Origin of the sequence: Azohydromonas sediminis (genome assembly GCF_003574675.1) — a bacterium.
In the GTDB taxonomy this organism is placed as follows: domain Bacteria; phylum Pseudomonadota; class Gammaproteobacteria; order Burkholderiales; family Burkholderiaceae_C; genus Calidifontimicrobium; species Calidifontimicrobium sediminis.
The window spans coordinates 1-18535 of the sequence record NZ_QOAZ01000046.1; the positions used below are offsets into that span (position 1 = coordinate 1).

Sequence of the window (18535 nt, forward strand, 5' to 3'; positions counted from 1 at the left end):
CTGGCGCCACAGTTGCTGGGTCTGGGCCCAACTGCGTCTGCCGCAGCCGCAAGGACTGTATGAACCGCGAAAACCCCGGCAAAACCCTGCCTCGCGACCGCCCTGCGGGTGCTGGACGGACGAAGGGTCGCGTGCGGCCGATGCCGGCGTCGACACCGCGCGCGATCAACGCCACTCGATCAGCGCTCAGCGCCGATCGAATGATTCACAAGCTCTGAGGCCGGCGCGCTCAGCGCGGCGTGCCAGGCTTTGCCGCGCCGCGGCGCAGGCCGAGCATCGCGACGAGCATGGCCACCAGCGCGACGCGCGGCACGTCGAGCACGCTGCTGACCGCCCCGACGAGTGCGACGCCGGCCAGCGCCGCGGCGAGGAACGGCGCCAGCGTGTCGCCGTGCCGCGCCGCATCGAGCAGGCGCTGCAACGCCAGCCCGGCCAGCGCCAGCAGCGCGAGCGCGCCCGCGGCACCGCGCTCGATCAGCAGCTCGAGGTACAGGTTGTCGATGTGCCACGGCACGTACCACGCCTGCGCCGACGGGAACCAGCGCGCGGCGCCGCGCGCGAAGTCGCCGTGGTGCAGCAAGTCGGCCCCGCCGCCGGCGCGCAGCTGCACGCGCTCGAGCAGCGCGGCGGTGCCGGCGTCGTAGACGGCGATCGACAGCAGCGCGCGCCGCGCCGGCCACCACGGCTGCGCGGCGAACGCGGGGCCGTCCAGCGGCACGTCGAGCGTCGCGACCGCCTCGGGCGGCGGCAGCGTGACCAGCGCCTCCTGGCAGCGCGCGTCGTACAGCAGGTGGCGCTCGCACACGCGCAGCCACAGCCGCGCCGCAGGCGCCTCGGCGGCGCCGGCGCGCAACGCCTGCGACCGCGCCTGCAACGACACCACGTAGCGCGCGCCCGGCACGTGCGGCACCCGCTGCGTCAGCGCATACAGCCCGCCGATCTCGTCGACGACGGCCGGGCCCTCGAGCCGCGGACGCAGGCCCTGCGGCGTCGCGACCCAGCGGATCGCTCCCGAAAACTCGCGCTGCACGTCGGCGGCGGCGTAGCGCGCCGGCAGGCGGCCGAGTCCGATGCCCAGGGCCACGTCCCGCGGCGAGTCCAGCACGCCCAGGCCGTGGCGCCAGTGCGCGATGCGGCCGCCGGCGTCGAGCGTCGTCTGCGCGAGGCGCTCGACGAGGAACGAGCCGCCGGCCACCACCGCGACGACCTCGGTGGCCAGCGCCAGCGCGAGCAGCGCGCCGGCCGGCGCGCGCCAGCCGAGCGCGCGCACCCGCCGCCACGCGAGCAGCAGCAACGCGCTCGCCGCGAGCCACACCCAGCCGAGGCCCGCGTAGCCCTCGATCGCGAAGGCACCGACGAGCACGACGACGGCAAGCAGCCCGAACCCGACCACCGCGCCGCGCGGCCACGGCGCACCGCACTGCCGCGAAGACACTGACGCCGCCTCACCGGCGCGCGCCGGCACCGCGGCGCGAGGCCCGAGGCGCTGCCACAGCCAGGCCAGGCCCAGGCCCAGCAGCGGCAGTCCGACGGCCAGCAGCACGCCGCGCGCGAAGGTCACCAGCGCCGCGTGCACCGTGAGCACGGCCAGCAGCGCCGCGACGGCAAAGCGCACCGGTGTGCGCGCGCCCCACACCGCCCACGCGACGACGGGCGTGGCCAGCGCGAGGTACGCATCGATCGCCGCGCCACCGACGTGCATCTCCCAGAACCGCGCCGTGATCCGGTACGGCCCCGAGAACTCGAGCAGGCCGGGGTACGCGATGCGCTCGCCCAGCGCCGCGACGCCGACGACGGCAACGCCGAGCGCCATCCCCAGCGCGAAGCGCCGCGCGGCCGCGGCCAGCGCCGCCGCCTCGCGCGGCAGCAGCGGCCACAGCGCGAGCGCGAACGCCAGGCTCTTGCCCGCGCGCAGCGCGTTGGTGGCATCGGTGTAGCCGTCGAACGCGCTCGGTGCGCCGCCGCCGGCGTCGAGCCAGCCGCGCACGACGCCGAACCCGAGCAGCACGGCCAGCAGCGCGACGACGCCGAACTCACGACGCGGCAACGGCGGCGTGACGCCGCGCCACCGCGCCGCAGCGCGCGCCGCGTGAGCGCCGGCCAAGAGCGCGAGCACGAGCAGGTCGAACTCGTCGACCATCGTCCAGCCGGTCCAGGGGTTCAGCGCGATCCACGGCATCACCGCCGGCAGCACGAACCACGTCGCGCCGCTCCAGCGCGCCGCGAGCGCGCCGGCCAGCGCCACCGCCGCCAGCGCGATACCCGGTGCGAGCGGGTGCGCGGCGCCCAGCGCCAGCGCAAGGCCTGCGGCCGCCGACGCGAGCAGCGCGCTCGGCAGCGCCGCCGCCCAGCGCGGCGCCGTGGCGGTGGTCAACGGCGGCGGCGACACGCCATCGACCTCGACGCGGCCCGGTCCGCCGAACGGCCACGGCCGCGTCGACGCACCGCCGCAGGCGCGCCGCTACGCGGCGAAGACCTCGGCATCGGCGAGGCCGACGGCGGCGGCGTCCTTGGGCGCGAGCAGCGGTGCGCGCAGGCCCGGCGGCAGCGGCCACGCGATGCCGATCGCCGGGTCGTCCCAGCGGATCGCGCGCTCGCAGTCCTTCGCGTAGACGTCGGTCGTCTTGTAGAGGAAGTGCGTGTCGTCCTCGAGCGCGACGAAGCCGTGCGCGAAGCCCTCGGGGATCCACAGCTGGCGGCGGTTGTCGGCGCTGAGCTCGACGCCGACCCAGCGCCCGAACGTGGGCGAGCCGCGGCGGATGTCGACCGCGACGTCGAACGCACGGCCGCGCACGACGCGCACCAGCTTGCCCTGCGCGTGCGGCGGCAGCTGGTAGTGCAGCCCGCGCAGCACGCCGGCCTTCGAGCACGAGTGGTTGTCCTGCACGAACGGCCGCGGCACCGGCAGGCCGAGCGCGCGCAGCCCCTGCTCGAAGCGCGGCTGGTTGTAGCTCTCCATGAACCAGCCGCGCTCGTCGGCGAACACGGCGGGCTCGACGACGACGACGTCGGCGATGGCGGTGGGCGTGAGCTGCATCGCTTCAGTACACCGTCTCGCGCAGCACCTGCATCAGGTACGCGCCGTAGCCGTTCTTCAGCATCGGCTGCGCGAGGCGCTCGAGCTGCGCGGCGTCGATCCAGCCGGCGCGAAACGCGATCTCCTCGGGGCAGGCGACCTTCAGGCCCTGGCGCTTCTCGAGCGTGGCGATGAACTGGCCGGCGTCGAGCAGGCTGTCGTGCGTGCCGGTGTCGAGCCACGCGTAGCCGCGGCCCATGATCTCGACGTTCAGCTCGCCTTGGCGCAGGTAGCGCGCGTTGACCTCGGTGATCTCGAGCTCGCCGCGTGCCGAGGGCTTGATGTCGGCGGCGATGTCGCACACCTGAGCGTCGTAGAAGTACAGCCCGGTGACGGCGTAGTTGCTCTTGGGCGCCTTGGGCTTCTCCTCGATGCTGATCGCGCGGCGCTGCGCATCGAACTCGACGACGCCGTAGCGCTCGGGATCGTGCACGTGGTAGGCGAACACGGTGGCGCCGTGCGTGCGCGCGTCGGCGCGCTGCAGCGCGGCCTTGAGGTCGTGGCCGTAGAAGATGTTGTCGCCGAGCACGAGGGCGCTGGGCGCGCCGCCGACGAACGAGCGCCCGAGGATGAACGCCTGCGCGAGCCCGTCGGGGCTGGGCTGCACGCAGTAGCTCAGGTTCATCCCCCAGCGGCTGCCGTCGCCGAGCAGCGCCTCGAAGCGCGGCGTGTCCTGCGGCGTGCTGATGACGAGCACGTCGCGGATGCCGGCCAGCATCAGCGTCGACAGCGGGTAGTAGACCATCGGCTTGTCGTACACCGGCAGCAGCTGCTTGCTCAGCGCGAGCGTGGCCGGGTGCAGCCGGGTGCCGGAGCCGCCGGCGAGCACGATGCCCTTGCGTGGTGGCATGTCGATCTTCCTCGTTCAAGGGCCGAGCACCTCGGCCAGCATGCGCTCGACCCCGACCTGCCAGTGCGGCAGGTGCAGGCCGAACGCGGCGCGCAGCTTCGCGGTGTCCAGGCGCGAGTTCAGCGGCCGGCGCGCCGGCGTCGGGTACTCGCGCGTGGGGATCGGACGGATCGCGTCGGGCGCGACCTTGATCGGGTGGCCGCGGGCGCGCGCCCACTCGATGACGAACCTCGCATAGTCGAACCAGCTCGTCTCGCCAGCGGCCACGCAGTGGTAGGTGCCGGCGAGCTCGGGCCGCGCGGCGAGCGTGCGCAGCGCGTGCGCAGTGACGTCGGCCAGCAAGTCGGCGCCGGTGGGCGCGCCGATCTGGTCGTCGATCACGGTCAGCACCTCGCGCTCGGCGGCGAGCCTGAGCATCGTGCGCGCGAAGTTGCCGCCGCGCGCCGCATAGACCCAGCTCGTGCGCAGGATCAGGTGCCGGCAGCCACTGGCACGGACCAGCTCCTCGCCTTCGAGCTTGGTGCGTCCGTAGACCGACAGCGGCGCGGTGGGCGCGTCCTCGCCGCGCGGGGCGTGGCCGGAGCCGTCGAACACGTAGTCGGTGCTGTAGTGCACCAGCGTCGCGCCGATCGCGGCCGCCTCGCGCGCGAGCACGCCCACCGCCGTGGCGTTGATCGCGCGTGCGAGCTCGGGCTCGCTCTCGGCCTTGTCGACGGCGGTGTGCGCGGCGGCGTTGACGACGACGTCGGGCGCGGCCGCACGCACGATCGCCGCCAGCGTCTGCGACTCGCTGAAATCGGCGCGCCACGGCGCGGGCGAGTCGACGTCGAGCGCGGTCAGCTCGCCGAGCACGGCGAGCGAGCGCTGCAGCTCCCAGCCGACCTGGCCGTTCTTGCCGAGCAGCAGGATCTTCATCGCGTCAGCACCGCCCGGCCGCTCCGAAGGCGCTGACAGCCCCTCGGGGGCTGCGAACGCAGTGAGCATGGGGCTGTTTCACTTCAGGCCAGCAGCGTGTCGCGGTAGTTCGTCGCCAGCCACTCGCGGTAGCTGCCGCTTTGCACCTCGGCGACCCAGTCGGGATGGTCGAGGTACCACTGCACCGTCTTGCGGATGCCGGTCTCGAACGTCTCGGCCGGGCGCCAGCCGAGCTCGCGCTCTATCTTGCGCGCGTCGATCGCGTAGCGGCGGTCGTGCCCGGGGCGGTCGGTCACGTACGTGATCAGGCGGCTGTAGGGGCCGGCGGGGTCGGGGCGCAGTTCGTCGAGCAGCGCGCAGATCGTGTGCACGATCTCGCGGTTGGTCTTCTCGTTCCAGCCGCCGATGTTGTAGGTCTCGCCGATGCGGCCGCGCTCGAGCACGGCGCGGATGCCGCTGCAGTGGTCGCGTACGTACAACCAGTCGCGCACGTTCAGACCGTCGCCGTAGATCGGCAGCGGCTTGCCGGCCAGCGCGTTGACGATCATCAGCGGGATCAGCTTCTCGGGGAAGTGGTACGGCCCGTAGTTGTTCGAGCAGTTCGTCGTCACCACCGGCAGCCCGTAGGTGTGGTGCCACGCGCGCACCAGGTGGTCGCTGGCGGCCTTGCTCGCCGAATACGGGCTGTTGGGCTGGTACGGGTGCGCCTCGGTGAACGGCGCATCGTCGGGGCCCAGGCTGCCGTAGACCTCGTCGGTCGAGACGTGGTGGAAGCGAAAGCGCGCCTTCGCGTCGGCGTCGAGCGCCGTCCAGTACGCCCGCGCGGCCTCGAGCAGCGTGAAGGTGCCTTCGACGTTGGTCCTGATGAAGGCAGCCGGCCCGTGGATGCTGCGGTCGACGTGGCTCTCGGCGGCGAAGTGCACGATCGCGCGCGGCCGGTGCTCGGCCAGCAGCCGATCGACCAGCGCGCGGTCGCCGATGTCGCCCTTGACGAAGACGTGGCGCGCATCGCCCTGCAGCGACGCGAGGTTGCGCAGGTTGCCGGCGTAGGTCAGCGCGTCGAGGTTGACGATGGGCTCGTCCAACCGCTCGAGCCAGTCGAGCACGAAGTTGCTGCCGATGAAGCCGGCGCCGCCGGTGACGAGAACGGTCATAGATCCGTGCATCACGAGGTCGACGGAAGCGACGCGCGACTTGCTCGCGCCGCATTGCCGATCCCGCGCGATTGAGTAAAGGGACTTTGGATTCTGCGTCCAAAGCGCCGCGGCAAACCGCGCGATTGGTCACGGTGGGGCACCAGCCGTTGGCCTGGCACCGCCAAGTCCCTCGAGATCTCGCTTTCCAGGTCTCGCAACGCACGTTCCAAGTGATCTTTTGGACCCGCGACGGCAGCATTGGCTCAGGGTCATTGCCGACGAGTGCAAGGCGGCACATGCAAGCCCGCTTCACTCGAGGCCCCAGTTGAATCTGTCTCAACCCCAAGGAGCATGTTATGAAAAGCTTCGTTCACCAACCCGCCTCCGTCCCGACCGAGCCCTCGCGCGCGGGCTCACCTGCCCGCGGCATCTTCGAACTCGCGAGGCAGTACGCTGCAACCATCTGGCATCCGCACACGCTGCGGGAGCGATCGGTCAGAAAGCTGCTGGTGGCACTGCAGCGCGGTCAGTCGGCCTGCATCAGCCCCTTCCAGATCGTTGCGCCGCTGAGCGCCACGGCGCAGCGAGAGCTCGAGGGCAGTGAGCTCTTCAGGCGCACCCTGCAAGCCTTGACTTCGTCGAGCCAGGCTCCCCTCCTGGTCGTCGAGCAGCACACGCCGCGGCTTGACGTCGACCTCGGCGACTGGCCGGTGCCTTTCCGTCTCGTGGCTGGCGTGCACCTCCTTTACGCGTGCCGCAAGCTCGGCCGCAGCGTCCACGTGAGACTGCTGCGGGACGACAGGGTCGACGATCTCCTTCGTCAGCTGTGCGAACGCAACCCGCGGTGCGGCATTGCAGCGATCGAGTGGGGCCACCTGTTTCGCAGAGCACTGGCCAGACGGCTCTTCCCGAGTCAGGCAGCGCTGGCAAAACGGATCGGCTGGACACGCTCGACGGTGCAGCGAGCGGTCAAGCTCGCGTCGCTGCCCGACTCGATCCTGCGTGCGTTCGACGCAGCGCAGCTGCTGGGCTGGCACGACGCCGAGATCCTGAACCAGGCGACAACCTGCGATTACCACGCGGTCCGGGTCGAGGCTGCAACGTTCGCCCGGCAATCCCCGCGGGCGGATCGTCGCGAGGTCCTCGAGCGAATGCGCCGAATCGCCGGCCGGGCACCCTCGTCACCCGCCGTGACGGCGAAGGCGGTATCCGCCGCAAATCGCGACCCGTCGCTGAAGCACTCGAGCGGGCCGCTCGCCGCGATCTCGGCCCGGGCGAGGCCAGAAAGCGCTTCCCGCCCGAGCGACGTCGATGAAGGCGCCAGCAAGGGCGGGCGGCAAGACGGCACGCCAGCTTCATGGCCCGCAGCGGCGCTTTGAACGTCGCGGGTGAGGCCGCGCCGGACAGCGCACGCGTCACGACCTGAACCTGAGGCAGACGCAGCGGGCCGCACGTGGCACCAAGGCCTGGCATCGAGTTTCCCCATCCAGCAAACCGAAGGAGAACACCATGGATACGTTTGAGTCGATGAAACCGGCATCACCCGCGCTGCCACCTGCCGGGTACGGCATCGTCACAGGAACCTGGCTCGATACCGCGCCGCGCCCGACCCAATCACCACCTGCGTGGTTGACGCCGTGCGCCACGGCGCTCGCGCGGGCTCGTGAGGCGCTCGAGCGCCACGACGCCGCGCGCGGCGGCACCAAAGACGAGGCCCTGAGCCAAGCCTCCGTCGCGACCTACCGCAAGAAGGCCCGTCGCCTGCTCACGTCGATCACCGTGACGGCCACCATGGACTTGCGCGGCGCCTTGATCAAGTCGCTCTCGCGCTGCGCGCCCAGCAGCAACCACTACTACGCGATGGTCGCCGCGTTGCGCTGGGCTTTGCGCAAAAACCTGACAAAAGATGCCCAGCAGTTGGCCGGGGAACAGCCCCCGCCGCAGTACGAGCGTCTGTGCGAGCGCGTCGAGTTCACGATCGAGTTGCTGCAGTTGGTCGACAGCGTGTCTCGCCGGGAGGTTCTCGAAGTCAGCGGCCAACGACCACGCCCGCGCCGCTCGAAGCGCCACCATCTCAGGTACTTGCCCGCGAACTGGAAAGAGCGCATGGTCGCCGCGAGTGCGTCGTCGCCGACCTACGCAGTGGCCGTCGAGCTCCTGTCCCTGTGCGCGCCGAGACCCGCCGAACTGGAGGAGGGCATATACCTCTACGTCGATGCCCCCGGCGGCGACGTCGTGGTGTTGATCCCCGGCGTCAAGGTGACCGATGCCTACGGGCAGCCGTGGCGCGAGCTTCGCGTCAAGCGCCACGCCTTTGGCCCCGCGGTGCTCGCAGCACTGGACGACAACGCATTCATGTGGATCGAAGTGAACAGGAACTCGCTGCGTGACTACCTGCGGCGACTTTCCAAACGGCTGTGGCCGAATCTGCGCGCGGGTCGCGGCTCCAAAGCGCGCCCCGTTGTGGTTTCCGCCTACAGCTTTCGCCACGCCCTCGCCGAGGAACTGCGCGATGCTGGCTGGGACGACCACCAGATCTCGATGGCCATGGGTCACTGCGCGGAAGAAACTCAGCGACAGTACGGGCGCCGGCGGCGTCGAGGAGGCAGGATGCCTCGCGCCAGCGCGATCACGTCCGTCCAAACTGCGCGACCGGTCCGGCAGCCCAACCCGGATCGGCTCGCCACCCTGCTCGCGAGCAAGCGACCCAACGGCCCGAAGCCGCGCCCGTGACGGCCCGTGACTGGACGTTCGACGCCTTCTCCTGGCAACCACCGCACAGGTCGAGACAAGCTCGCCCGCGCCGCTCGGCGCAGCGGAAAGAAGACCGGAATCGCCACCAGCGCCGTGGCCTGGTAGACCAGCGCCAGCGGCGCGCCGGCACGCGCGAAGTCGCGCAGCGTGTAGCGACCTGACGACATCACCATCAGCTTGGTCTGGTAGCCGTACGGCGTCAGGAAGGTGCAGCTCGCACCATAGATCACCGCCATCACGAACGGCCGCGGGTCCAGCCCCGTCGTCTGCCCGACGCCCAGCGCCACGGGGAACGAGACCTGACCCTGGCGCCGAGCGGCCGCGCGGTGGCGGGCCAAGTCAGCCACGTCAGGCAGCGACGTTCTTGAACACCTCGCGCGCCAGGCGGAAGCTGTCCACCGCTGCCGGCATCCCGCAGTAGACGGCGGCGTGGAGGAACACCTCGCGGATCTCGTCCTTCGTGACGCCGTTGCGCAGCGCGCCCTTGAGGTGCAGCTTCAGCTCGTGCGGGCGGTTCAGCGCCGTGAGGATCGCCAGGTTCAGCAGGCTGCGCGTGCGGCGGTCCAGCCCGGGGCGGTTCCACACGTCGCCCCAGGCGTACTGCGTGACCAGCTCCTGCAGCGGGCGGCTGAAGTCGTCGGCGTCGCGGATCGCGGCGTCGACGTAGTCGGCGCCGAGCACCTCACGGCGCGTGGCCAGCCCGCGGTCGAAAAGCTCCTGATTCATCGGCAGATCCCTTGTCGTGTCGGTCGGCTTGCAGCTTACCCGGATGGCGCCGCCGGCGCGCCGCACGCACACTCGCCGCGACGCGACAGACCGCCACACACCGAGGAGACCGCGATGACGCTGACCCGCCGCCGCCTGCTCGCCGCTGCGAGCGCCACCGCCGCGCTGCCGATCGTGCTGCCGCACGCCGCGTGCGCCCAGACCCCGTGGCCGACGCGGCCGGTGCGCATCGTCGTGCCGTTCCCGGCCGCCGGCACCACCGACATCCTCGCGCGCGCGCTCGCGCCCGAGCTGCAGCGCGTCTTCGGCCAGCCGTTCGTCGTCGACAACAAGCCCGGCGCCGGCGGCAACACCGGCAGCGCCGAGGTCGCGCGCGCCCCGGCCGACGGCCACACGCTGCTGATGGGCACGGTGGGCACGCACGCGATCAACGCGTCGCTGTACGCGAAGATGCCCTACGACCCGGTGAAGGACTTCGCGCCGGTCACGCTGGTGGCCAGCGTGCCCAACGTGCTGGTGGTCAACCCGGCCAGTGCCCAGAAGTACGGCGTCGCCAGCGTCGCCGACCTGGTGCGCGTCGCGCGCGCCAACCCCGGCCGGCTCAACATGGCCAGCTCGGGCAACGGCACGAGCATCCACCTGTCGGGCGAACTGTTCAAGGCGATGACGGGCACCTTCATGGTCCACTTCCCGTACCGCGGCTCGGGGCCGGCGCTGATGGACCTGCTGGCCGGCAACATGGACCTGATGTTCGACAACCTGCCCAGTTCGATGCCGCACATCAAGGCCGGCAAGCTGCTCGCGCTGGCCGTCACCAGCGCGCAGCGCTCGCCGGCGCTGCCCGACGTGCCGACGGTGGCCGAAGCCGGCGGCGACGCGCTCAAGGACTACGAGGCCAGCTCGTGGTTCGGCCTGTTCGCGCCGGCGGGCACACCGGGCGACGTCATCGCGCGCGTGCAGCAGGAAACGGCCAAGGCGCTGGCGCTTCCGGCCGTCAACGAGCGCCTCGTCGCGCAGGGCGCGGTGCCGGTGGGCCACACGCCGGCGGCGTTCGCCGCGTTCGTCGACGCCGAGACCAAGAAGTGGGCGCGCGTGGTCAAGGCCTCGGGCGCGAAGGTCGACTGAGGCGCCGCCCCGCTCAGCGCAGCGGGAAGAACACGGGAATCGCCACCAGCGCCGTCGCCTGGTACACCAGCGCCAGCGGCGCGCCGGCGCGCGCGAAGTCGCGCAGCGTGTAGCGCCCCGGCGACATCACCATCAGGTTGGTCTGGTAGCCGTACGGCGTCAGGAAGCTGCAGCTCGCGCCGTAGATCACGGCCATCACGAACGGCTGCGGGTCCAGCCCCGTCGTCTGCGCGACGCCCAGCGCCACCGGGAACGACAGCGCGGCTGCGGCGTTGTTGCTCATCAGCTCGGTGAGGATCCACGTGACGACGAGGATCAGCGCCAGCGCCCCGTACGGCCCGAACGCATCGATGCCGGCCAGCAGCGCCTGCGCGAGCAGCACCGCCGCACCGCTGGAGACCATCACCTCCGAGATCACGAGCGATGACGCGATGATCAGGATGATCGCGTACGGCATGTTGCGCCGCAGGTCGGCCGGCTTGGCCAGGCCGAGCAGCAGGAACGCCGCCAGCAGCACGAGCAGCGCCTTGAGCAGGTCGACGACGCCCAGCGCCGCGAGCGCGACGGCGCCGACGAAGCCGGCCATCGCAAGCAGCCCCTTGCGCGGGTCGGTGAACTTCTGCACCTGCCGGCGGGAGACGATCACGAAGTTGCGCTGCAGGTTGTTGCGCTTCTCGAAGTCGTTGCCGACGACGAGCACCAGCGTGTCGCCGACCTCGAGCGGCACGTTGGCGATCGGGCCGCGCAGGCGCTCGCTGCCGCGGCGCACCGCGATCACGGCGGCGTCGAACTGCGCGCGGAAGTTGACGTCCTTGAGCGTGCGGCGCGCCAGCGTCGAGTCGGCCGCGATCACGACCTCGACGAGGTTGTCCAGCGGCAGCCGGTAGTGCTGCCCGTGCGTCTCCAGGCCCTCGAAGCGCGTGAGCACGTCCAGCCGCGTCAGGTCGCCGGTGAAGACGAGCAGGTCGCCGGCGCGCAGCATGCGGTCGGGCTGCACCGGCGCGATCGTGAAGCCGTCACGCACGATCTCGGCCAGGTACAGGTGCGCGAGGTTGCGCAGCCCCGCGGCCTCGACCGTCTTGCCGATCAGCGGCGAGTCGGGCCGCACGGTGGCCTCGAGGAAGTAGTCCGACGACGTCTCCTCGGCCGGCGGCTGCGCGGGCAGCAGCCGCGGGTACAGCAGCACCATCGTCGCGCCGCACGCGAGCACGATCAGGATGCCGACCGGAAAGAGGTCGAAGATGTGCAGCGCGGGCATGCCCTGCCCGATCACGAGGCTGTTGACGAGCAGGTTCGTCGACGTGCCCACGAGGGTGAGGATGCCGCCCAGCGACGCGGCGAAGCACATCGGCATCAGCAGCCGCGACGGCGCGTGCGTGCGCAGCGAGCGCAGCGGCCCGATCAGCGACGCGACGACGGCGGTGTTGTTGAGGAACGCCGAGTAGGTGGCGGTCGCGACGTACAGCTTGGCCAGCGCCCAGCGGTACGGTCCGCGCACGAGCCAGCCGGCCATCGTCTCGAGCAGATGTGACCGGTCGAGCACGACCGACAGCAGCAGCAGCACGACCACCGTCACGAGCCCGCTGTTGGTCAGCTGCGCGAGGCCCTTCTGGACGCTGACGAGGTCGAGCAGCACGAAGGCGAACGCGACGCTGGCGAACACCGCCGCCGGCGCGCGCTTGCCGCGCAGCAGCTCGACGACGAGCGCGGCCAGGCCGACGAAGACGGCCACCTGCTGCCAGGTCACGGCGCGCTCAGTCGATCAGGCCCAGCGCACGGATGCGCTCGATCACCGCGTCGGCAGCCTGCTCGGGCGTGCACTCGACGGTGTTGACGCGCAGCTCGGGCGCTTCGGGCGCCTCGTACGGCGAGTCGACGCCGGTGAAGTTCTTCAGCTCGCCGCGGCGCGCCTTGCGGTACAGGCCCTTGACGTCGCGCATCTCGGCCACGTCGAGCGGCGTGTCGACGTGGATCTCGACGAACTCGCCGTCGGCCAGCAGGCTGCGCGCGAGCGCGCGCTCGGCGCGGAACGGCGAGATGAACGCGGTGAGCACGATCAGCCCGGCGTCGACCATCAGCTTGGCGACCTCGGCGACGCGGCGGATGTTCTCGACACGGTCGGCCTCGGTGAAGCCGAGGTCCTTGTTCAGCCCGTGGCGCACGTTGTCGCCGTCGAGCAGGTAGGTGTGGCGCCCCATCGCGTGCAGCTTCTTCTCGACGAGGTTGGCGATCGTCGACTTGCCCGCGCCCGACAGCCCGGTGAACCACAGCACCCCCGGCTGCTGGCCCTTCAGGCGCGCGCGCGCGGCCTTGTCGACGTCGAGGTGCTGCAGGTGGATGTTGTGCGCGCGGCGCAGCGCGAAGTGCAGCATCCCGGCGCCGACGGTGTTGTTCGTCAGGCGGTCGATCAGGATGAAGCCGCCGGTGTCGCGGTTGACGGCGTACGGGTCGAACGCGACCGGGCGGTCGAGCGCGAGGTTGCACACGCCGATCTCGTTGAGCGCGAGCTGCTTGGCCGCCAGGTGCTCCAGCGTGTTGACGTTGACCTTGTACTTCGGCTCGGTCACGCTCGCGCCCACGGTGCGTGTGCCGATCTTCAGCACGTACTGGCGCCCGGGCAGCATCGGCTCGTCGGCCATCCAGACGATCGTGCACTCGAACTGGTCGGCGACCTCGGCGGGGCTGTCGGCCGCGACGATCATGTCGCCGCGCGAGATGTCGATCTCGTCGGTGAGCGTCAGCGTGATCGACTGGCCCGCGACCGCGAGCGGCAGGTCGCCGCTGGCGGTGACGATGCGCGCGACGCGGCTCTCGCGCCCCGACGGCAGCACGCGGATGCGGTCGCCCGGCTTGACGACGCCGCTGGCGATCGTGCCGGCGAAGCCTCGGAAGTCGAGGTTGGGCCGGTTGACCCACTGCACCGGCAGGCGCAGCGGGCCGGCCTGCTGGCGCGCCTCGTCGACCTCGACGGTCTCGAGGTAGGCCATCAGCGTCGGGCCGCGGTACCACGGCGTGCGATCGCTGTGCGCGAGCATGTTGTCGCCCTTGAGCGCCGACAGCGGGATCGGCGTGATGTCGGCGAGGCCGATGCGCTGCGCGAACTCGCGGTACTCGTCGACGATGCGGCGGAACACCTTCTCGGAGTAGTCGACGAGGTCCATCTTGTTGATCGCGAGCACGACCTTGCGGATGCCGATCAGGTGCACGAGGTAGCTGTGCCGGCGCGTCTGCGTCAGCACGCCCTTGCGCGCGTCGATCAGGATCACGGCGACGTCGGCGGTGGAGGCGCCGGTGACCATGTTGCGCGTGTACTGCTCGTGGCCCGGCGTGTCGGCGACGATGAACTTGCGCCGCTCGGTGCTGAAGAAGCGGTACGCGACGTCGATCGTGATGCCCTGCTCGCGCTCGGCCGCCAGTCCGTCGACGAGCAGCGCGAAGTCGATGTCGCCGCCTTGCGTGCCCCACTTCTTGCTGTCGGCCTCGACGGCGGCGAGCTGGTCCTCGAACAGCATCTTGCTGTCGTACAGCAGCCGGCCGATCAGCGTGCTCTTGCCGTCGTCGACACTGCCGCAGGTGATGAAGCGCAGCAGGCTCTTGTGCTGGTGCTGGTGCAGGTACTGCTCGATGTCGGTGGCGATCAGGTCGCTGACATGGGCCATGACTGTGCTCAGGGGTCGTTCGTTGAGGTGACGGGGACGCCGCGCAAGTTCAAGCGGCCGCCGCGGATCCGGCTTTGCCGGTCCGCCGGCGGCGCCCCCTCGAGGGGGAGCGCCGCAGGCGCTTCGGGGGTGGTCAGAAATAGCCTTCCTGCTTCTTCTTCTCCATCGACGCGGCCTGGTCGTGGTCGATCAGCCGCCCCTGGCGCTCGCTGGTGCGCGCGAGCAGCATCTCCTGGATGATGTCGGTCAGCGTGTCGGCGTCGCTCTCGATCGCGCCCGACAGCGGGTAGCAGCCCAGCGTGCGGAAGCGCACCTTGCGCATCACCGGCACCTCGCCGGGGCGCAGCGGCATGCGCTCGTCGTCGACCATGATCAGGGTGCCGTCGCGCTCGACGACCGGCCGCTCCTTGGCGAAGTACAGCGGCACGATCGGGATGTTCTCGAGGTGGATGTACTGCCAGATGTCGAGCTCGGTCCAGTTCGACAGCGGGAACACCCGGATCGACTCGCCGCGGTGCTTGCGCGCGTTGTACAGGTGCCAGAGCTCGGGGCGCTGGTTCTTCGGGTCCCAGCGGTGCTGCGCGGTGCGGAAGCTGAAGATGCGCTCCTTCGCGCGGCTCTTCTCCTCGTCGCGCCGCGCGCCGCCGAACGCGGCGTCGAAGCCGTAGTGGTCCAGCGCCTGCTTCAGGCCCTGCGTCTTCCACATGTCGGTGTGGATCTGCGAGCCGTGGTCGAACGGGTTGATGCCCAGGCGCTTGGCCTCGGGGTTCTGCCAAACGAGCAGCTCCATGCCCATCTCGCGCGCCATGCGCTCGCGCATCGCGTACATGTCGCGGAACTTCCACGTCGTGTCGACGTGCAGCAGCGGAAACGGCGGCGGCGACGGGTAGAACGCCTTCTTCGCCAGGTGCAGCATGCACGCGCTGTCCTTGCCGATCGAGTACAGCATCACCGGCTTCTCGCACTCGGCGACGACCTCGCGCAGGATGTGGATGCTCTCGGCTTCGAGGCGTTGCAGGTGGGTCAGCTTCATCGTGCCGGTCCTCGCGGGAGTCGAAGGGGTGGGGTCGGCGGCGGGCGCATCGCGGCGATGCGCCGTGGCCAGCGGTGCGGCCGCGGCGGGCGCCGATGCGGCAGCAGCGGGTGTGGCCGAAGGGGCCGTCGCAGCGCTGGGCGACGGCACGCGCGTCGTCGCCGCCACGGCAGGCGCCGCCACCGGCAGGCCGACCGGGCACGGCAGCAGCTGCAGGTCGCCCGCGGCGTCTTGCGCCAGCAAAGCGGCCAGCGGCTCGATCGGCACGCCGTGCCACAGCAGCGCCAGCGGCCCGGCCCAGGTGCGGCGCAGCCGCTGCGCAAAGTCGAACAGCCGCTGCGTGTCGTTGATCGCGCGCACCGGCAACCACGCGAGGCTGCCGCGCAGCGTCTGCACGACGAGCAGCCGGCCGGCGCCGCCGGGCACCGCGGTGTCGGCCGCCCACAGCAGCGCGCGGCCTTCGGCGCGCGCGCGGCGTGCCAGCGCCGGATACGCGTCGCGCCACCACGCCGCGCCTTCGCTCGTGGACTGCGCGGCCTCGCGCAGCGCAGGCGGCTGCAAGCCCCAGCGCGCGAGCGTGCGCAGCACCGTGCGCTCGCTGACCTCGACGCCGAAGCGCGCCGCGACGAGCGCGCGCACGCCCTGCGGCGTCCACAGCCGCCCGTCGGCGGGCAGCGCCTCGAGCACCTCGTGGCGCAGTTGCGCGTCCTGCGCCGCCGTCAGCGCGCGGCCCTCGCCGGGGGCGCGACCGCGGCCCTTGCCCGCGATCGCCGCCCAGCCGCCGGCCAGGAACGCCTTGTGGGCGGCGATGATCGTCGGCGCACTCAGCCCCGTCTCGGCGCGGATCTGCGGCAGCGGCCGGCCGGCCAGCCGCAGCTCGACGGCGCGGCGGCGCCGCTCGGGCAACGGCAGCGACGACGGCGGAGGCGACGAACCGACTGTCATGACAGTTAAACTTTAAGCTCTGAGAAGGTCAGAAAGATTTTCTGACGCTGATTATCCACGTCACCCGGGAGTCCCATGAACGCGAAGGCCCAATCCATGCAAGAACTGCTCGACGCCGTGGTGCAGATCACGCGCGACGCCGGGCGGGTGATCCTCGAGGTCTACGCGACCGACTTCGCCGTGCGCGGCAAGGACGACGCGTCACCGGTCACCGAAGCCGACGAGCGCGCCGAAAAGCTGATCGTGCCGGCGCTGGCGGCGCTGACGCCGGGCGTGCCGGTCGTCGCCGAGGAGGAAGTCGCCGCCGGCCGCGTGCCGGCGATCGGCGAGCGCTTCTGGCTCGTCGACCCGCTCGACGGCACCAAGGAGTTCATCGGCCGCAACGGCGAGTTCACCGTCAACGTCGCGCTCGTCGAGCGCGGCGAGCCGGTGCTCGGCGTCGTGCTCGCGCCGGCGCTCGGCGTGCGCGGGCGGCTGTTCGCCGGCGCCGCGGGCGTCGGCGCCTGGGTCGACGACGACGCGGGCCGGCGGCCGATCCGCTGCCGCGCGGTGCCGCCCGAGGGGCTGACCGTCGTCGCGAGCCGCTCGCACGGCGACGCCGCGGCGCTCGACACGTTCCTCGCCGGCAAGAAAGTTGCGTCGCTGGCCAGCGCCGGCTCGTCGCTGAAGCTGTGTCTGATTGCCGCCGGCGAGGCCGACCTGTACCCGCGCCTGGGCCGCACGATGGAGTGGGACATCGCCGCCGGCCACGCCGTGCTGCGCGCCGCCGGCGGCGAAGTCACGCGGCTGGACGACGGCCAGCCGCTGCGCTACGGCAAGCCGGGCTTCGACAACCCGCACTTCGTCGCCGCGGGCCGACGATGAAGGTGCCACGGTGTCCGCGACACCCTGTTGACGGTCACGTCAACACCCGCGAACGAGACTGCCTCTGGACGAAGACGGCACCCGGTTGCTGGGCGCTCGCAGGCGCCCATGCGCAGGCGCGCAGGACGCAGTCAACAGCAGAACCCGCCGGTCACGCAAGACGAGGATCAAGGCCGCCCGTCAGTTCGTCGCAGGGCGCGACGAGCGAATCGAGCGCGACCACCCTACGAGCAACAGGGCGCAACCGGTGAGCAGCAGTGTCCCTGGAGTGGGCAAGTCGCGCGAAGCATTGAGCTGCCGCAAAGCAGCTGTTGCAGCATCTTCGGAAGGCACCTGCGCCACCGCGATTGGCGAGAAGCTGTCAGTCGTTGCGATCAGCCACTTGTTCGTCGTATCGACTGTCGTCGGCAACAGCTCCCAGCGGCCAAGCTGCTCGTCAAAGTGAAACACCTTCAACAGGGACGGATCTGTGACCGCGCTTCCGTATGGAATGTAGATCTTGGACTCGCCATTGAGCGTGCCATTCACCTCAATGTCCCAAGCCTGCAGGCTCGTGGAGATGGTGTTGAAAACAAACAAGTCAGACGCCGATACCGAGGCCGCCGGATTGACGGAAACCTGTAGATAGCCGTTGTCGGGAAAGTCAATCGAGATGCCGGCGCTGCTGCTACCACCCGCCCCGCCGAAGAACGGGATAGGGCCTGTCGCCGTGGCTGGCACCTGCTGCACTTCGACGAGGGTCACGTAGCCCCCGGCCACCGTGTTCGGAATGGGGTTGTTCCGGTTCTGGCGCGTCGCGCCATAGTCGCCCACGCCGAGCAAGTTGTATGCGATGTAGTCGAGCGGTTCCCGTTCGGCCAAATTGATGAAGCCGTCGGAGTAGTACATGACGAAGTCGTTGTTCCCGGTGCCGTTCGAGCTGAAGCCACTATTGAGGTCCTTGGGAACGTCGCCGTGGACCTGAACCGTCCCGGTCGGAACGCCGTTGAGGAAATAGACCTCGACGAATGTGTTCGCCGTGGTCCACGTCGTGTTGAAGCTCTGGCGGGTGGGGTCGTTGGGAAAGGGCACGAAGGTCTGGGCCTGATCGAACACGATGCTGGTCGGGCGCACCTTGATCGAGCCGCTCGGATTCGCCAACGAGCCCGTCCCCCCGCGTCAGAATTGTTGTCGCCCCGATAGAACCTGGTCTTCGTTGAGTTCCAGGTTCATGTAGATGGTGGTGGGAGGCTGTGGAGCTTGTGGGCGAAGGCCTGCGCGGTGGGCAACGCGACAGCGTTGTCCACGGCGAGCTGGCCGGTGCGCGCAGCGCATCGCCCATAAATCCACAGCCTGCTCGGCCGCCGCATTTCGTAGACCCGGGGACGATGACAGAGAACGAGTTGGCTCGATACGGACAAGCATTCAAGGACCGCGCGGTAGCCAGGCTGCTGCCGCCGCACAGCGCCGCGC

General features: G+C 70.7%; 14 protein-coding genes and 1 pseudogene. 4 read left to right on the forward strand and 11 right to left on the reverse strand.

The annotated features are described in order from the left end of the window. Positions 1–229: 229 nt before the first annotated feature. From DRV96_RS16445 to rfbB, 5 genes are all read right to left on the reverse strand, one after another. Positions 230–2374 (reverse strand): hypothetical protein, encoded by a 2145-nt coding sequence (locus DRV96_RS16445; RefSeq protein WP_162911111.1) that lies wholly within the window; start codon positions 2372–2374, stop codon positions 230–232. An 87-nt stretch (positions 2375–2461) separates the two neighbouring features. Next, positions 2462–3037, reverse strand: coding sequence for a dTDP-4-dehydrorhamnose 3,5-epimerase (rfbC, locus tag DRV96_RS16450; protein ID WP_119293167.1), 576 nt, complete (start codon positions 3035–3037; stop codon positions 2462–2464). 4 nt (positions 3038–3041) lie between these two features. Further along, positions 3042–3926, reverse strand: a complete 885-nt coding sequence (gene rfbA / locus DRV96_RS16455; protein ID WP_119293169.1) for a glucose-1-phosphate thymidylyltransferase RfbA — start codon at positions 3924–3926, stop codon at positions 3042–3044. Positions 3927–3941: 15 nt separating this feature from the next. Continuing rightward, positions 3942–4841, reverse strand: a complete 900-nt coding sequence (gene rfbD / locus DRV96_RS16460; protein ID WP_119293171.1) for a dTDP-4-dehydrorhamnose reductase — start codon at positions 4839–4841, stop codon at positions 3942–3944. Positions 4842–4924: 83 nt separating this feature from the next. Beyond that, on the reverse strand, positions 4925–5995 hold the full coding sequence (rfbB, locus tag DRV96_RS16465) for a dTDP-glucose 4,6-dehydratase (RefSeq protein WP_119293173.1): 1071 nt from the start codon (positions 5993–5995) through the stop codon (positions 4925–4927). A 338-nt stretch (positions 5996–6333) separates the two neighbouring features. Between rfbB and DRV96_RS18200 the strand changes: the two genes are divergently transcribed. Then, complete coding sequence (locus DRV96_RS18200; protein WP_162911112.1) at positions 6334–7356, forward strand: hypothetical protein; 1023 nt, start codon at positions 6334–6336, stop codon at positions 7354–7356. 130 nt (positions 7357–7486) lie between these two features. Next, positions 7487–8710 (forward strand): site-specific integrase, encoded by a 1224-nt coding sequence (locus DRV96_RS18650; RefSeq protein ID WP_235823449.1) that lies wholly within the window; start codon positions 7487–7489, stop codon positions 8708–8710. Between the two features lie 369 nt (positions 8711–9079). Here DRV96_RS18650 and pcaC read toward each other — a convergent pair whose 3' ends face one another. Continuing rightward, a complete protein-coding gene (gene pcaC / locus DRV96_RS16480; RefSeq protein WP_119293179.1) occupies positions 9080–9457 on the reverse strand; it encodes a 4-carboxymuconolactone decarboxylase in 378 nt (125 codons plus the stop codon). A 114-nt stretch (positions 9458–9571) separates the two neighbouring features. On the opposite strand from pcaC, the gene DRV96_RS16485 reads away from it, so the two are divergent. Further along, complete coding sequence (locus DRV96_RS16485; protein ID WP_119293181.1) at positions 9572–10582, forward strand: tripartite tricarboxylate transporter substrate binding protein; 1011 nt, start codon at positions 9572–9574, stop codon at positions 10580–10582. A gap of 13 nt (positions 10583–10595) precedes the next feature. On the opposite strand, the gene DRV96_RS16490 is transcribed toward DRV96_RS16485, so the two are convergent. The 4 genes and pseudogenes from DRV96_RS16490 to DRV96_RS18660 all read right to left on the reverse strand — a co-directional run. Further along, entirely contained in the window at positions 10596–12329 is a 1734-nt protein-coding gene (locus tag DRV96_RS16490) for an SLC13 family permease (protein WP_119293183.1), read from the reverse strand. A 7-nt stretch (positions 12330–12336) separates the two neighbouring features. Then, the gene (gene cysN / locus DRV96_RS16495) at positions 12337–14241 is read right to left on the reverse strand and encodes a sulfate adenylyltransferase subunit CysN (RefSeq protein WP_119293185.1); all 1905 of its coding nucleotides are present in this window, start codon (positions 14239–14241) and stop codon (positions 12337–12339) included. A 133-nt stretch (positions 14242–14374) separates the two neighbouring features. After that, the gene (cysD, locus tag DRV96_RS18730) at positions 14375–15862 is read right to left on the reverse strand and encodes a sulfate adenylyltransferase subunit CysD (protein ID WP_259371669.1); all 1488 of its coding nucleotides are present in this window, start codon (positions 15860–15862) and stop codon (positions 14375–14377) included. Further along, a pseudogene (locus DRV96_RS18660) lies at positions 15842–16219 on the reverse strand (transposase); the annotation flags it as partial. The gene cysD and the pseudogene DRV96_RS18660, both read right to left, overlap by 21 nt. Before the next feature lie 75 nt (positions 16220–16294). Between DRV96_RS18660 and cysQ the strand changes: the two are divergent. Continuing rightward, a complete protein-coding gene (gene cysQ / locus DRV96_RS16505; RefSeq protein ID WP_119293189.1) occupies positions 16295–17083 on the forward strand; it encodes a 3'(2'),5'-bisphosphate nucleotidase CysQ in 789 nt (262 codons plus the stop codon). Between the two features lie 180 nt (positions 17084–17263). Here cysQ and DRV96_RS16510 read toward each other — a convergent pair whose 3' ends face one another. Further along, positions 17264–18223: a hypothetical protein gene (locus DRV96_RS16510; protein WP_119293191.1), complete on the reverse strand. Its 960-nt coding sequence runs from the start codon at positions 18221–18223 to the stop codon at positions 17264–17266. Positions 18224–18535 lie beyond the last annotated feature (312 nt).

Excerpts from the sequence above, each read along its gene's own strand:
- cysN (WP_119293185.1), bottom strand. The coding sequence starts at position 14,241 with ATGGCCCATGTCAGCGACCTGATCGCCACCGACATCGAGCAGTACCTG.
- rfbD (WP_119293171.1), bottom strand. The coding sequence starts at position 4,841 with ATGAAGATCCTGCTGCTCGGCAAGAACGGCCAGGTCGGCTGGGAGCTG.
- DRV96_RS16485 (WP_119293181.1), top strand. The coding sequence starts at position 9,572 with ATGACGCTGACCCGCCGCCGCCTGCTCGCCGCTGCGAGCGCCACCGCC.
- rfbB (WP_119293173.1), bottom strand. The coding sequence starts at position 5,995 with ATGACCGTTCTCGTCACCGGCGGCGCCGGCTTCATCGGCAGCAACTTC.
- DRV96_RS18200 (WP_162911112.1), top strand. The coding sequence starts at position 6,334 with ATGAAAAGCTTCGTTCACCAACCCGCCTCCGTCCCGACCGAGCCCTCG.
- cysQ (WP_119293189.1), top strand. The coding sequence starts at position 16,295 with ATGAACGCGAAGGCCCAATCCATGCAAGAACTGCTCGACGCCGTGGTG.
- rfbA (WP_119293169.1), bottom strand. The coding sequence starts at position 3,926 with ATGCCACCACGCAAGGGCATCGTGCTCGCCGGCGGCTCCGGCACCCGG.
- rfbC (WP_119293167.1), bottom strand. The coding sequence starts at position 3,037 with ATGCAGCTCACGCCCACCGCCATCGCCGACGTCGTCGTCGTCGAGCCC.
- DRV96_RS18650 (WP_235823449.1), top strand. The coding sequence starts at position 7,487 with ATGGATACGTTTGAGTCGATGAAACCGGCATCACCCGCGCTGCCACCT.
- pcaC (WP_119293179.1), bottom strand. The coding sequence starts at position 9,457 with ATGAATCAGGAGCTTTTCGACCGCGGGCTGGCCACGCGCCGTGAGGTG.